The sequence below is a fragment of the Tahibacter sp. genome (assembly GCF_032229445.1).
GTDB lineage: Bacteria > Pseudomonadota > Gammaproteobacteria > Xanthomonadales > Rhodanobacteraceae > Tahibacter.
The window spans coordinates 45,850-60,235 of the sequence record NZ_JAVTWC010000039.1 but is presented as its reverse complement, the minus strand read 5'-3'; the positions used below and the strand labels follow the sequence as shown (position 1 = coordinate 60,235).

General features: G+C 64.4%; 11 protein-coding genes and 1 tRNA gene. 9 read left to right on the top strand and 3 right to left on the bottom strand.

Annotated elements, in window-relative coordinates; all coding sequences use genetic code 11:
• Window positions 1-283 precede the first annotated feature (283 nt).
• The 4 genes from RUU78_RS08570 (at window position 284) to RUU78_RS08555 (ending at window position 4,534) form a co-directional block, all read left to right on the top strand.
• On the top strand, window positions 284-868 hold the full coding sequence (locus RUU78_RS08570; RefSeq protein WP_313915604.1) for an ECF-type sigma factor: 585 nt from the start codon (window positions 284-286) through the stop codon (window positions 866-868).
• Complete coding sequence (locus RUU78_RS08565; RefSeq protein ID WP_313915602.1) at window positions 852-3,434, top strand: serine/threonine-protein kinase; 2,583 nt, start codon at window positions 852-854, stop codon at window positions 3,432-3,434. The genes RUU78_RS08570 and RUU78_RS08565 overlap by 17 nt, the downstream gene beginning before the upstream one ends.
• A 92-nt stretch (window positions 3,435-3,526) precedes the next feature.
• Window positions 3,527-3,976, top strand: a complete 450-nt coding sequence (locus RUU78_RS08560; RefSeq protein ID WP_313915601.1) for a hypothetical protein — start codon at window positions 3,527-3,529, stop codon at window positions 3,974-3,976.
• A gap of 201 nt (window positions 3,977-4,177) precedes the next feature.
• Window positions 4,178-4,534 (top strand): hypothetical protein, encoded by a 357-nt coding sequence (locus RUU78_RS08555; protein ID WP_313915599.1) that lies wholly within the window; start codon window positions 4,178-4,180, stop codon window positions 4,532-4,534.
• Window positions 4,535-4,664: 130 nt separating this feature from the next.
• Here RUU78_RS08555 and rlmB read toward each other — a convergent pair whose 3' ends face one another.
• Window positions 4,665-5,411, bottom strand: a complete 747-nt coding sequence (gene rlmB, locus RUU78_RS08550; RefSeq protein ID WP_313915598.1) for a 23S rRNA (guanosine(2251)-2'-O)-methyltransferase RlmB — start codon at window positions 5,409-5,411, stop codon at window positions 4,665-4,667.
• Window positions 5,408-7,909, bottom strand: a complete 2,502-nt coding sequence (gene rnr, locus RUU78_RS08545) for a ribonuclease R (protein WP_313915596.1) — start codon at window positions 7,907-7,909, stop codon at window positions 5,408-5,410. Before rnr ends, rlmB begins: the two co-directional genes overlap by 4 nt.
• Window positions 7,910-8,041: 132 nt before the next feature.
• On the opposite strand from rnr, the gene RUU78_RS08540 reads away from it, so the two are divergent.
• Window positions 8,042-8,126 (top strand) — tRNA-Leu (locus tag RUU78_RS08540).
• A 447-nt stretch (window positions 8,127-8,573) separates the two neighbouring features.
• Here the strand turns inward: RUU78_RS08540 and RUU78_RS08535 are convergent.
• Entirely contained in the window at window positions 8,574-10,823 is a 2,250-nt protein-coding gene (locus tag RUU78_RS08535; protein ID WP_313915594.1) for a hypothetical protein, read from the bottom strand.
• A gap of 812 nt (window positions 10,824-11,635) precedes the next feature.
• On the opposite strand from RUU78_RS08535, the gene RUU78_RS08530 reads away from it, so the two are divergent.
• The 4 genes from RUU78_RS08530 (at window position 11,636) to RUU78_RS08515 (ending at window position 14,307) form a co-directional block, all read left to right on the top strand.
• On the top strand, window positions 11,636-12,103 hold the full coding sequence (locus RUU78_RS08530; protein WP_313915592.1) for a hypothetical protein: 468 nt from the start codon (window positions 11,636-11,638) through the stop codon (window positions 12,101-12,103).
• 61 nt (window positions 12,104-12,164) lie between these two features.
• On the top strand, window positions 12,165-13,181 hold the full coding sequence (locus RUU78_RS08525) for a sigma-70 family RNA polymerase sigma factor (RefSeq protein ID WP_313915590.1): 1,017 nt from the start codon (window positions 12,165-12,167) through the stop codon (window positions 13,179-13,181).
• Window positions 13,178-13,531 (top strand): rhodanese-like domain-containing protein, encoded by a 354-nt coding sequence (locus tag RUU78_RS08520; RefSeq protein WP_313915588.1) that lies wholly within the window; start codon window positions 13,178-13,180, stop codon window positions 13,529-13,531. The genes RUU78_RS08525 and RUU78_RS08520 overlap by 4 nt, the downstream gene beginning before the upstream one ends.
• 398 nt (window positions 13,532-13,929) lie before the next feature.
• Window positions 13,930-14,307: a hypothetical protein gene (locus RUU78_RS08515; RefSeq protein WP_313915586.1), complete on the top strand. Its 378-nt coding sequence runs from the start codon at window positions 13,930-13,932 to the stop codon at window positions 14,305-14,307.
• The last annotated feature ends 79 nt before the right edge of the window (window positions 14,308-14,386 follow it).

Genomic DNA, 14,386 nt, shown 5'->3' with positions numbered 1-14,386 from the left:
GCGGAGCCCCGCCCCCGGTAACTGCAGCTGACACCACAGGACTTCGCGCCAAAGTGCAGATATGCGCAATAGCCAAAACGTCGAACCGCGGGTCGTGAAAGACTCGTGATGCCTGTTTCCGGCCCCGGACCGGCACAAGGCGCCCCCGCTGCCCCCCTGGCGCCGCAGCGCAGCATGTTGGGCTACGGCATGACAGCCGTATTCCGGTTGTCTCGGATGAGCCTGGCGTACCCGCTGCCGCCGCAGTGAGGCTACACTGCGGATCGCAGGCAGGGGGTTTGTGATGTCCTCAATCACGGAACTGCTCGATCGCTGGAAACGCGGCGATCGGAGCGTGGAAGATGCGTTGGCAACCGACATCTATCCGGTGTTGCGCGAGCTTGCGCGCGCGCAAGTCCGGCGCCATGGCGGCGCCCTGACCTTGCGCGCGACGGAACTGGCCAACGAGGCGTATGAGCGGCTGCACCTTCAGCAGGGCGTGAACTGGCAGAACCGCGCGCACTTCCACGCGATCGCCGCCACGCTGATGCGCCGCGTAGTGGTCGACTACCTGCGTGAGCGCCAGGCCGAGAAACGCGGCGGCGACCAGCTGTTCATCGCCCTCGACGACATGAACCAGCGCGAGGCGCCGTCGCAGGGCGACCACGTAGACTGGCTTGCCGTCGACCAGGCGCTGACCGAGTTCGCGCAGGCCGCGCCGGACGCCGCACGTGTCGTCGAGCTGCGCCTGTTCTCAGGTCTGACCAAGGAGGAAATCGCCGAGGTCTGTGGTTCCTCGCGCGCGACGGTAGGACGCCAATGGCGTTTTGCCCGCGCCTGGCTTGCGGAGCGACTGGACGTAGTGCCTGGCGATGAAGACGCCGGCTGAGCGCATACGCCGGCTCGGAGAACTGTTTGACGAGGCGTTGGATCTCGATCCGGTCGCGCGCGAAGAGCTCGTCGCGCGCTGTCGCGCCGAGGATCCGGATCTGGCCGATGAACTGACGCGCCTGATCGAGCGTGACCGCAGCCTGATCGGCAGCGAACCGCGTACCGCACTCGGCCTGGTGGAAACCAGCCTCGACGCCCGCGACCCGGACACCCTGCATCCTGGCCTTGTCTTCGGCGTCTATACGCTGGAGCAGGAAATCGGCCGGGGCGGCATGGGCCGCGTGTTCCGCGCCACGCGCAACGGGCCGGACTTCCGCCAGGAGGTCGCGATCAAGTTCGTGCGCCGCGACCTGTTGCATCCGGCCCTTCTGCGCCGCTTCTCGACCGAGCGCGCCATTCTCGCCGCGCTCGACCATCCAGGCATTTCGCGGCTCATCGATGCGAACACCACGCCGGACGGCACGCCTTATGTCGTCATGGAGTTCGTACGCGGCCAGGCCATCGACGGCTGGGCCGACGTGCGCACGCTCGGACTGAACGAACGTCTTGCCCTGTTCCGCAAGGTGCTCGCTGCGGTGGCGCACGCCCACCGCAACCTCGTCGTACACCGCGACATCAAGGCCAGCAACGTACTGGTAACCGACGACGGCGAAATCCGCCTGCTCGATTTCGGCATCGCCAAGCCACTGGGCCGCATCGGCAACGCCAACGCGACCCTGACCATGGATCGCTTCCTGACACCGTCCAGCGCGGCACCGGAGCAGCTCGTCGGCGGACCTATCACGGTCGCCTGCGACATCCATGCCCTGGGCATGCTGCTGTATGAGCTGCTGGCAGGCCGTCTGCCGTTCGCCTTCGCCAACATGACGCCAGGCGAAATCGAGACCGCGATTCGCCAGGTGCCGCCGCCGTCGATGACGAGCCGGATCGGCGACAACGATCTCGTGCTGGCGCAGGCGCGCGGCTTCACAAACGTGCGCGAGCTGCGCGAGGCGCTGCGCGGCGATCTCGAACATATCGTGCAGCGCTGCCTGCGCAAGCTGCCTGGCGAGCGATACGGCACCGTCGACCAACTCGACCACGATCTCGACTGCGTGCTCAAGGAAGAGCCGATCCGGGATCGCCAGAGCGACCGCTGGTATCGCTGGCGCAAGTTCGTGTCGCGCCATCGCGTTGCCTCCGCGCTCACTGCGGTGCTGTTGCTGACCATCGTCACGGCGGTCGCGGCGATCCTGCGCCAGAACGTGGCAATCACGAACGAACGCGACCGCGCCCAGCGCGCGGTAGGCCTGCTCAAGAACGCTTTCACGGCCGCCAACCCGACCGAGGTCAGCGGTGCGAATGTGACGGCCCGGGCCGTGCTCGAGGCCGCGCGACCGTCGCTGGAAGCCACCTTCGAATCGCAGCCCGACGTCTACGCCGACCTGGCCGGCACGCTGGCGGAAGTCGAACTCGCCGTCGGTCTGAGTCCGCAGGCCAGCGAGCTGGCCGAGCGCGCGGTGCAGGCCGCCGGCAACGCCAATCTTCCTTCGGATCAGATCGGCCGCTTGCTGATCCTCGAAGCGAGAGCGCGCGCCAGCGCCGGCGACTACGCTTCCGCCGAAAAGCGGCTTGATCGCGCCGCTCAACTGGGCCTGCGCGAAACGCCGGAATGGCAGCTCGCGATGGGCACCCTGTGCTACCACCGCAGCCAGGCGCCGGAAGCCATCGCGCATCTGGAGCAGGCCGTGCGCGATACCAGCGGCCGACCGCCCTCGGAGGACGTTGCCAATCTCGCCCGATTGCAGTTGGCCTCGGCGCTGCGCGTTGCCGACCGCAGCCCGGAAGCACTGGCTCTGCTCGATCAGACGCTGGCCTGGCAAAGTGCCGGGCTCGAACCGGATCACCCGCGTCTGACGCTGGTACGCATGTATCGGCTGGACGTGTTGCGCCGGGTGCGCGGCGCCGCCGCCGCCGTGCCCGAAGCGCGCAAAGTGGTCGCGGAAGTCGACCGCATCTACAGTCCGAACAGTACCGTCGCGGCGCAGGTGCGCAACTCGCTTGGGATTTCCCTGTACGAAGCGGGCAAGCGCGAAGAGAGCGTGCAAGCCATCCGCGAATCCCTGACGGCGTGGCGCAACTCGGTTGGCAACGATCACCAGAACACCTTGCGCACGGCATTCAATCTTGCGCAGATGCTGACTGAACTGGGCGACCACGATGCCGAAGCCGACGCGCTCTACCGCGAAATTCTTCAGCGCGGCGAATTGACAACCGAAGAAAGCCGATTGCCGTTAGTGTTCTGGCGCAATCAGTTTGCGCGTTTCCTGATCCAGAGGCAGCGCTCGCGGGAAGCGCTGGAATTGCTGGTCAGTCCGGAGAGCTGGGCGCAGGCCCAGACCGGCAGCGCCAAAGCGAGCCATCGAAGCGCCTATGCGAAACTGCTTGGCGAAGCCGCGACGAATGTCGGCTGCCAGGGTCCCGCAGTACCACCTGAGCTCGCTTCTTTCTGCACACGAGCCAGTGAATTCCTGAGCGCATCCGCGAATTCAACCGCCGGCACAGAACCTGACAATCCCGGCTGAGCCGCCAACTCGATGTTTTCCGAGTACGCTTCTAACGATCGGTCAATCGCGATCGTTTTGTCCCACACACCACAGCCTTAGGGGGGCTACCCATGTTCCGATCCTTCTATTCTTTCGCCTCGTCCGCCTTGGTTGCCGCCGCGTGCCTCAGCAGTGTTCCGGCGAACGCGATCGAGCTTTGCGAAACCCGCTTTCGCACTCTGTGCACCAGCAACTGCTACACCTACTCAGGCCCGATAGTCGAGGGCACGGTCGAGTGTGACAAGCTCAACTTCGTGATTACGCAGGATGCGTTTTCTGCCCCACCGGCCGACCCCATGCTGCAGTGCGACCGCACATCCCAGGGATACGCATGCGAAGCCTGGCCTCAGGGCGAGCAGATCAGCTACGACTGGTACGGCGACGACAACACGGCCATCGTCACGGACATCGTCAATCCGTTCCGCCATTTCAGCTGCAACGCCGGCACGATCAGCGTCGTGGTGACCGGCCCGGGCGGCGGCACCTCGATTGCGTCCAAGACCTTGGCGGCCTGCAACTGAGGCTTTCATCGCCATCGCGTCACCTTTGGTAACAAATTTTTCGCTACTGCATGAGCCCCCAGGGCATTCCTGTCCGAGTAGGAATGATCGGGCTCCGCAACGCCCTGTCGCATCGCAGTCGCCAACGCACCCCTGAGCGTAGCGACTGCGATGCGGTATTTGCGTCGCGAGGCCGTCCATCATCACTTCAGGGGGAAGTGCATGCATCCCGGCCACATTCTGTTGCGCTGCAGTCTCGTCGGACTCGCGCTGATCTTCTCAGGCACCGCCGGTGCCGCAGACCTCTCCTGTACCTCGAGCCACGACGGCTATCGCTGCGAAGCGTGGCCACAGGGCGCGAACTATCGCTACGAATGGCACGTGGCCGGTGGCAGCGTCGCAGAGACCTCCGATGCGGCGCAGCGTCGCGTTAGCTGTCCGCACGGCCACGCCAGCGCGATCGCCGTGAGCATCATCGCCCCGGCCGGCTATGTCGAGACTGCGACCCGACTGCTGCCGGTCTGCACCGACATGCAGGACGCTGCAAGCGTCAGCACGGCACTCGCTTCATCGCTCTGAATTCAACCTCGATCTGACTTCGCACCGCATCGTCGTAACGACACTTCAGCACTCGCCATCACACGAAAGCACATGACGTTGCCGGCGGCACCAGCGCCGGCAACGTTCGTGCAGCAGGGAGTGGTCGCGACTACTGCGGACCGGCGCGCTGGCGCAAGGCCTCGAACAGCGCTACGCCAGTGGCGACCGACACGTTGAGGCTTTCGACCGATCCACGCATGGGAATGCGTACGAGGTAGTCGCACTGCTCGCGCGTGAGCCGTCGCAGTCCCTCACCTTCGCTGCCAATGACCACAGCGATCGGTCCCTTGAGATCGACGCGATAGAAGTCCTGCTCGCCCTCTCCGGCCAGCCCGACCAGCCACACGCCCATATCCTTCAGCGCACGGAGGGTGCGCGCCAGGTTGGTCGCTGCGATGAACGGCACGCGATCGGCGGCGCCCGCGGAGGCGCGACGCACGATGGGCGTGATGCCAACGGCCTTGTCTTTGGTCACGACCACGGCGGTCGCGCCGGCCGCTTCGGCACTGCGCAGGCAGGCGCCGAGATTGTGCGGATCGGTGACGCCGTCGAGCACCAGCACCAGCGCCTCGCGCCCGGCTGCCTCGACCAGTACGGCGAGATCGCTTTCGCTACGTGGCGGCGCTGCGCGGTACTGCGCCACGATGCCCTGGTGGCGAGCACCGCCGGTCATGCGGTCGAGCAGTTCGCGGCTGCGCCCATGTGGCTTGACGCCGAGATCGCGCGCGCGTTCCGACAACTCCTTGAGACGTGCGTTCGCGCTGCCCGTCTCGATAAACAATTCCACAATATTCTTCGGATCGTGGCTCAGCGCCGCTTCGACCGAATTGATGCCTACGAGCAACTCGTGACTCATCGCCGCTTCTTCTCCTGGGATTCGTCCGCGACGAGGCGGAAATCGATCTTGCGGTCTTCGAGACTCGCACGCAGCACCTGGATGCGCACCGCGTCGCCGAGGCGGAACTTCAGGCCGCGGCGTTCGCCGGTCAACAGGTGCCGGATCGGATCGAAATGATAATAGTCGTTCGGCAGTTGCGTGATATGCACCAGCCCCGTGACCTTGGAATCGATCAGCTCGACGAACAGGCCGAACGAGGTCACCCCGGACACGATGCCCTCGAACTCGCTGCCGACGTGCTTTTCCATCCAGGCGCACTTGTAGCGCTCGTCCACGTCGCGCTCGGCCTCTTCGGCACGGCGACCACATTGTGAACAATGGACCGCCATGCTCGCCATGGTCGCCGGCGAGTAGCGATAGTTGGCCGGCTTGCCCTTGGCAATCGCATGGCGGAGCGCGCGGTGCACGAGCAGGTCCGGATAACGCCGGATTGGCGAGGTGAAATGCGCATAGGCGTCGAGTGCCAGGCCGAAATGCCCGCCGCAGTCGGGCTGGTAGGCCGCGAGCGATTGCGAGCGCAGCAGCACCGACTGGATCAGGCTCGCATCCGGCCGCTTCTGGATCTTCTTGATCAGGCCGGCGAAGTCGGCCGGCTCCACGTCCTCGGCCGTCGGCATCTTCAGGTTGAAGTCCTTGAGGAACTCGAGCAGGTCCTGGTATTTGCCCGCCGGCGGCGGTTCATGCACGCGGTACAACGCCGGGATATGCAGCTTGCTGAGGTAGCGCGCGGCCTGCACGTTCGCCGCGATCATGCATTCCTCGATCAGCTTGTGCGCATCGTTACGCGGTTCGGTGCCGAGCTGCACGACCTCGCCCGACGGAGCCAGGCGGAACTTCACTTCGGCACTCTCGAAGTCGATCGCGCCGCGGCGCTTGCGCGCCTTCGCGAGCACTTTGTACAACTGGTAAAGATGCTCGATATGCGGCATCAGACTGCCGATCTGAGCGCGTGCGTCGGGGTCCTTCTCGCCGATTGCCTGCCAGACCTGGTTGTAGGTGAGGCGTGCGTGCGAGCGCATCACGGCCGGATAGAACTTCGACTTGAAGATCTCGCCCTCGGTGTCGACCTGCATGTCGCAGACCATGCACAGGCGTTCCACTTTCGGATTCAGCGAGCAGATGCCGTTGGAGAGGGTCTCCGGCAGCATCGGCACGACGAAGCCGGGGAAATAGACCGACGTGGCGCGCTTATAGGCTTCCTCGTCGAGCGCCGTTTCCGGCTGCACATAATGCGAAACGTCGGCGATAGCGACGACGAGGCGGAAACCACCCGGTACCGGCTCGGCGAAGACCGCGTCGTCGAAGTCGCGCGCGTCTTCGCCGTCAATCGTGACCAGCGGCGTACCACGCAGGTCCTTGCGCCCGGACATGTCCTCGCGGCTGACTTGCGGTTCGACGTCGGCGGCCTCGCGCAGCACGTCGGCCGGCCAGTCGTGCGGAATGTCGTGGCTTGCGATCGCCATCTCCACCGTCAGCGACGGCGTCAGGCGTTCGCCGAGTACGGTCAGCACGCGGCCGATCGGGCCGCGATGCAGTTCCGGCGGCTCGGTGATCTCGGCGACGACGATCTGGCCGGAACGCGCACCGAGTTCCTTGCCCGGCGCAATAAGGATGTCCTGATGTACGCGGCGATCGTCGGGCGCGACGAGCACCAGACCGTCTTTTTCGATGATGCGACCGACCAGCCGCGGCGAGCGCCGCACCAGCACCTCGACGATCGCGCCCTGGCGCCGGCCGCGCCGGTCGACGCCGACGATGCTGCCGAGCACGCGGTCGCCGTGTAGCACCTTGCGCATTTCGTAGGGCGACAAATACAGGTCTTCGCCGCTGGCGTCGGGTTTCAGGAAGCCATAGCCGTCGGGGTTGGCCAGCACCACGCCCGGCACGAGATCGAGTTTCTGTGCGACGCCATAGCCGCCGCGACGGTTCTGGATCAACTGGCCATCGCGCAACATCGCAGCGAGACGTTTCGTTAGCGCGCCAAAATCGCGCTCCTGGGTCAAGGCCAGGCCCTTGGCAATGGCTTCGGCGTTCATGAGCTGGCCCTGCTCGACCAGGAACGCAAGGATTGCTTCGCGACTCGGGATCGGATGTTCGTAGCGCTGCTGCTCGCGCTCGGCGTGCGGATCCGCATCACCCGGCGCGGTCGTGCTCTTGCGGTTCCTCGTGCTGGGCGCGGCACCAACGGGCGCTGCATCTTTGCGCGCACGCTGTACGGATTCGGTGCTGGCCGCCGGCCTGCGCGGCTTGGACGACGCAGTCTTGGGGGGCTGCGCTGCAACCGCAGCTATCGCCGCCATCTTGCGTACCGCGGATGCCTTGGGAGCGGCACCGCCGACGGCAGGTTCTTCGGTGGAGCGCTTGCCGCGGACGGCAGCGGTGTCCGGCATCCAGCCGGGACGCGAGCCCTTCTTGTCGGCGCCGCGCGAAGTCGATGGTGTCCGTGTTTTCTTCATGTGTTCTCTCGTTGAATGGAATCAGCCTCGCCCACCTGCGCAGCGAATGCAAGCAAAGCGTTGACAAGGTCGTCGACGCTCCATATAGTTCGCGGCCTTCGCGGCGCCTAACGGCGCATGCACGAAGCACCTGCCCAGGTGGCGGAATTGGTAGACGCACTAGTTTCAGGTACTAGCGGGGCGACCCGTGGAGGTTCGAGTCCTCTCTTGGGCACCAGATGAAATCCAGAAGGCCCGCCTAGCGCGGGCCTTCTGTCGTTTGCGCGCTGCATCGCGATACCGCGCTCTGCATCCGTGACGCATCGAGGCAGACCTGCCGGCGCTGTCCTGCGGCGGCCGCCTGCTCTCCCTCGTCGCCTATCGCCACTGGCGCGAAAACCAGCCCGAACTCGCGGGCTGCCACGGAAATGACGATAGCCTCGACGAAATCAGGGACACCTCCATGGCGCTGCGCTGTGCCAAGTACCAGCGCTTCATGACCCAGGTCCGCGTGTTGGTAGACAACGTGAACTTGATGCCCGGGGTGCCCTGAGTTTTTTCCGGCACTCATGGGTACCCACGCTATGGGTGCCCGATTTCCCACCCCTCCCGACTTCTCCTCCCCAAAAAGCACGAAGCTCGCGCATGACGCGAGCTTCGCTGGGCCAGCCCGATTGAATGGCGGTTACAGGTCGATGCCGTTGGCAAAGATGACGTCGCCCCCGGTGACGGCAACGACGTTCGAGTATTCCGAGGTGTTGTTGGCGGTGCAGGCCGACAGGATGATGCCGTTATTGCCGAGGAAACACTTCAGCTGCCCCTGCCAGCCGGAGCCGGAGGGCACACTCGTCAACTGTGTGACGTCAGTCGCGGTCATCACTACACGGCGCCCGGCGGAGACGGGCGGCAAGTTGGCAGTGCAACGGCCCGCAGAACACGAGCCGCCGTTGAGAGGCTTGCCGGTGGCATCGGTAGTGACCGTCTGCTCACCCAGGAACACCATCGAGGTTGCCGCGGTGGTCGTGGCAGCATTGATCGAATAGAACTCCAGGCGAAACAGGGCCGGGCCATGGCTGGCCAGTATCCAGCGCACCGTGGTGTTCGGCGTGGTGTTGGCGGGCCCCGCGGCACCGACACACGGTCCGCTGCTGTCGGTGCCCGTGCAGATCCGCGGCGTGTTCTGATCGCGATTGGCGTAATTAGCGGGGAACTCGCTGTGGTCTACGTCGGCGGCATTGGCGTTGTGCTCGAGATCGATATCCACACCCGGCAACGATCTGGCATTGCCGTAGACGCGGTTACGCTGGAACAGATTGGCCCAGCCGCTGGTGTCGCCGCCGCCATTGTAGAGCTTGATGCCATTGCGCTTGTTCGCAACGACCACGTTGCGGTCGGCGGTATTGGAACTACCCACCGATGTCGAGGCGGCCGTTTCGATATGGATGCCATCCACGCCATTGCCCAGGGTCGTGACGTTGGCGAATTTCGGGCTGATGCCTACAAAGTTCTTCAGGACGCTGGTGCTATTGGTACTGCTGCCGCGGATGGTGATTCCGTGGCGTGCGTTCGCCGCGACGATGTTGCCGGTAATGGAGTTGCCGGTGGTGGTGACGATGATGCCGTCGCCTTTGTTGCCGAAGGCGGCGGAGTTGATCGCGGTGCCGGTGGGGAATTCGGCCAATCCGATCGTGTTGTAGATCACCTTCACGCCATTGCTCGCGCCCGTGATCATGATGCCGCCATAGTCGGCCCCCACATCCGGGAAGGCGTTGTTGTTCGCGCCCTTGTTGTCGGAAATCAGATTGACCGGGCCGATCACGAGGGACGTGGAACTCGGATTGAAGCTCGTCGCCGAGGTATCGGGCTTGGAATCGACATAGATGCCGCTCAAGGCGTTGCCGATATGCACCGACTGATTGGCGGCGCTCAGGCCGATCCGGTTGCCCATGATGAAGTTCGGCAGGAATACGGAACCGGCGACGGCGTTGATGCCGTTGCCATTGTTTCCGCTGATGACGTTGCCCGGACCAATCATGTTGCCGAAGGTGGAGCCGACCAGATTGACGCCGTTGCCGCCATTCGCAATCGCGATGTTGCCGGTCAGGTCGGTGCCGATCATGTTGCCGCTGATGAATACCCCGGCGAGGTTCTGACTGAACAGCTCGATACCATCGCCGGCGTTGCCGGCGATGACGTTGCCGGTGATATACACGGGCTGCAGCGAGGCAAGGGTCGTGGCCAACTGGCTCTGGAAGGCGTTGATGGTGGACGCATCCACCGGCTGCACCGGAAATTGCGAGTACAGATTGGACAGGAAACCAGTGCTGGTATCGGGGTAGACCCGCGACGACGAGAGCGAGATTCCATCGCCCGAATTGGGCAGCGCGACCGCACCGGTAACGTTGACGCCGATGTAGTTGCCCGTGAACGTATAGTTGTGGCCGTTGGCGCTGATGCCATTGCCATTGCAGTTGCCGATCACCAGGTTGAAGATCTTCGAACCGGTGGCGCCATCGGCATGACCCAGCGCGGCGGTGCCGGAATCGGTGAGATCCAGGCAGCTACGACCATTGCCGTTGATCGTCACCTTGTTGCCGTTGATGGTGAACGGCGCGCGCAACTGCGGCAGCCCGCCATTGATCACGGTGATCGAGGTGACGCCAACAAAGTTGATGACGTGCGAACCGGAGCGCGTATTGCCGAACATGATCGCGGCGCGCAGTGAGCATTTCGTGGTATCGCCCTGGGTGGCGCACTTGTTGGTGGTTGCCGGATCCTGCACAGCATCGTTGGACACGTTCACGTTGTAGATTTCGGCGCCGGCTTGCACGCTCAGCCCTGCCAGCATCGCACCCACCAGCCACAGCGCCCCGAGGCGCCGCGCGCCGGAGGAAAATCGCTTGCCGCGCGAGCGCGCGGATTGCATCGAGTACATGGTCCCACCCATTGGTTGACATAAACGGAGTTGACGCGGCCGATGTCTGCGCTATCAGCCGGATGCTGTGCATAACGCCCAACGAGAAGAAGACCGAACACTCGGCGATGAAGGCGGGGGCAGGTTCGAATGGCTGGATCAGGACACCCACGATTCGGATTCTTCCGACACCGACGCTGGAACCAGCCCGGCTGATGCGACGGCGCGCAACGTGCCGACCCGACACTGGATCGGATCGACGTGGATGGCGAAGTCGCCAAGCGCATCCAACAGAATGAGCGGACGTCGAATTCCGCGCTTGCCTCCTTTCCCTTCAAGGGGAAGGCCGGGATGGGGATGGGTTCGCCTTGATGCATGCCGTTGACACCATCCCCATCCAACCCTCCGGCCCGTTGGGCGTTCAAGGCAGCCAGAACCTTCAGTTCTTGACGGCTCCCTTTCACCCCTTGAAGGGGACGGCTTAGCGCTCACTGCGCAGACGCCCTCTGGCACTTGATAGGCGCTCTGAGCCCCTGGCTACGCAATCCTCGTATCCTTCGCCGGTATCCCCGGCAACTACGGATCGCCTCATGGCCTCGCCATCACGATATCGGGCCACCGTTTCGAGACTGTGTGGCGTCGGCGTCATGCTGTTCGCGGCTGCGCCGATTTCAGCAAGGGATGTCGCTCCCTGGCGCGACGATTGCCTGGCGCGACTGGAAGTTGCCAACCTTCTGGTGGATCTGAATATCGAGCTGCTCAAACAGCGCAGCGCCACCGTGGTACTCGAATCCTGGTGTCGTGCGCACGCGATGGCGGCTGAGCCACGCATCGTGGCCGATCGCGTGCCGGCCGCTGCCAAGCCCGCGACCGCCGAGCAAATGCAGCGACTGCACGTGAAGGATTCCAGCGAGCTGCGCTATCGGAGCGTGGCGTTGAGATGTGGCAAACACGTGCTCTCGCGCGCCGACAATTGGTACGTGCCGGAGCGGCTCAGCGCCGAGATGAATCGACTACTTGAGACCACCGATGCGCCGCTTGGAAAGGTCGTGGCGGGCCTGCAGCCGACCCGCAGCACGATCGAAGTGCAGACGCTCTGGTCAGCGATGCCCGCCGGCTGGAGTTGTGCGCGATTCGACCCGTCTGCGGAGACGTTTCCCGCGCTGGAAATTCCCTCGGCACTGTTCCAGGTGCGCGCCCTCTTGCGGGGTGCCGATGGCCTGCCGTTTTCCGAGGTGAATGAGGTCTACCAGGGTGCGCTGCTGAATTTCACCGAACCGGCGCGCGAGGGGTCCCGTTAGCCCGCAGTCACATCGCTCGCCCGCGTCCGTCTGTAGCATGGACACCCGAAAGGAGCGCTCCATGACATCCGCCAGCTTTGCGTCCATCGATCGCGATTTCTACGCCGCGCAGGAAGGCGATCACGCCGCGTTCGCGCGCCTCGTCGCCGCCACGCAGCGCATGGTCGCCAGCGTCGCCCTGGCTATCAGCACTGACGTGCAGCAGAGCGAAGAAATCGCCCAGGACGTATTTCTTCTGGCCTGGCAGCGCATGCGCCTGATGAGAGGCCCCGCCAGCTTCCTGCCGTGGCTGCGTCAGGTCTCCCGCCGCCGCGCGATCGATGCTATCCGTTCGGCACGCTACCGCGAACGCACGCTGGACGATTGGGACGAACGTGTCGCGGACGTGGCTGGCGAAGGCGAAGGCATCGCCGAAACGCTGATCGCGCGCCACGACGCGGCGGTTCTGGCGCGAGCCCTCGACGAGATTCCTGCCGACAACCGCGAGGTGCTGCTGCTGTTCTACCGCGAAGGCGAAAGCGGTCGACGTGTCGCCGCCTTGCTCGGCATCAGCGAAGCGGCAGTGCGAAAACGGCTGCAGCGCGCGCGCGAAAATCTGCGCGCGGAAACCCTGCGCCAGCTGGGCGACGCGGCGGACCGCAGCGCGCCGCGCGCCGCGTTTACGCTGCTCGTCAGCGTTACCGTGAATTCGCCCTGCGCGCCCGCGGCCGGCGGAACCGGTGCGTCCGGTCTGACCGCCGCAGGGAAATGGCTGCTCGGACCGCTGGGTGCACTCGCCCTGTCGGTCGGGATCGTTGTCGGGGCCGTGTACTGGGAAATGCGCGGCCACCTGCGCCGCCTTGCCAATGCGCGCGACCGTCGCGCGATGCGCCGCAACGGCTTTGTCTACGCCGCACTGATGGCGACCTACATGATCCTGCTCTGGCATGCGACGCGTTCGGACTGGTCGCAGGAAATGATCCTCATCGCCGGCGGCGGTTTTTCCGTCGCGATCATCGCGCTCGCCCTGCGCCGGGCGAAGCTGCTGGCGAAACCCGCGCCGCAGAGCGGCGTCGCGGCGCAAGGAGACGACGCATGATCGCCTTCCTGATGGGATTGCCTACCATTGCGCCGCGCGCATTGCTGGCACGGATTCAGCAGCGCACCGTATGCGTCTGCGACGTCAACAGCCTGTCGAGCTGGAACGCCGCGCACGTTCCGGGCGCCCGCCGCCTCGACCCGCACGCCTATACCGCCGCCGATCTCGGCGCCGCACCCGGCGCCGGGATCGTGTTCTATTGCTCCGGCCCGCTCTGTCGCAAGGCACCCATCGCCGCACGCCGCGCACAGCAGATGGGCCATACCGATGTCCACGTCATGTCCGCAGGCCTGCGGGGCTGGCTCGATGCGGGCCTCCCCGTCGAGCGCGGGCCGGAAAGCCCGCGATAGACCAGGACACCCACAATTCGGATTCTTCCGCCTGGGTGTCCCGAAGTTGGGGTGTCCCGAATTTGCCGGCGACTGGTTGTCCCGAACTTGCCGTCCCGAACTTGCCGGACTCGTGCGCGCGAGGAAACGCCCCGTTGTGGACGGATCTCGCGACGCACATAGCCAACGGCAGCACCGAAACCCATCGGAGGTGCAGTCAATCCCTCGACGAACCTGGGTAGCGCAAGGGGCAGCAACGACAGCCGGGGCAATCATGGTGTGACGGTCGCGAGCATGGGCGCCAGGCTCCGCGGGATGGAATTGAACTGCGCTGTAACAAGTGCCGCCCGCATCCGAGCCGACGCCGATTCGCCGCACGGCCTGACTCACTCGTTGACCCTCTCGCTCCGGACTATCCGATGAAACGACCGCTACTACTTCTGTTCTGCTTGCTGTTTTCTGCCTGTTCGTGGGCACAGCAGCCAACTACGTTTGTATTCGTGAAAGTGGCGGAGTCCATTCTGCCTATCGCCAGAGGTAACAAATACGAGGACCCGCTCGACGCTGCGCTCAAAGCAGAAGGCCTCGGCGCGGTCACCGGTGGAGGAACTTCTTTGTCTAAAGACAAAGATATCGACTGGGTTGGCGTCGATGTCGAGCTCACCGATGTCACCAAGGGCGTGCCTTTCTTGCGCAAGAAGCTCATCGAGTTTGGTGCGCCAAAAGGCAGTACGTTGGAGTACGAACTCGATGGCAAGAGAATCGAGCTGCCCGTTCACGAAGGCGGCGGCCAGTAGTGGTGTCAGGTTGGCTTCGAGGTTCACACCATCAAGTTAACCCGACCCCGTTTACCGCTGCCATCGCTGACGGGTCAGG

Coding starts and splice junctions, on each gene's coding strand:
- RUU78_RS08560 (WP_313915601.1), top strand. CDS start 3,527: ATGTTCCGATCCTTCTATTCTTTCGCCTCGTCCGCCTTGGTTGCCGCC.
- RUU78_RS08520 (WP_313915588.1), top strand. CDS start 13,178: ATGATCGCCTTCCTGATGGGATTGCCTACCATTGCGCCGCGCGCATTG.
- RUU78_RS08555 (WP_313915599.1), top strand. CDS start 4,178: ATGCATCCCGGCCACATTCTGTTGCGCTGCAGTCTCGTCGGACTCGCG.
- RUU78_RS08565 (WP_313915602.1), top strand. CDS start 852: ATGAAGACGCCGGCTGAGCGCATACGCCGGCTCGGAGAACTGTTTGAC.
- RUU78_RS08570 (WP_313915604.1), top strand. CDS start 284: ATGTCCTCAATCACGGAACTGCTCGATCGCTGGAAACGCGGCGATCGG.
- rnr (WP_313915596.1), bottom strand. CDS start 7,909: ATGAAGAAAACACGGACACCATCGACTTCGCGCGGCGCCGACAAGAAG.
- RUU78_RS08515 (WP_313915586.1), top strand. CDS start 13,930: ATGAAACGACCGCTACTACTTCTGTTCTGCTTGCTGTTTTCTGCCTGT.
- RUU78_RS08535 (WP_313915594.1), bottom strand. CDS start 10,823: ATGTACTCGATGCAATCCGCGCGCTCGCGCGGCAAGCGATTTTCCTCC.
- rlmB (WP_313915598.1), bottom strand. CDS start 5,411: ATGAGTCACGAGTTGCTCGTAGGCATCAATTCGGTCGAAGCGGCGCTG.
- RUU78_RS08525 (WP_313915590.1), top strand. CDS start 12,165: ATGACATCCGCCAGCTTTGCGTCCATCGATCGCGATTTCTACGCCGCG.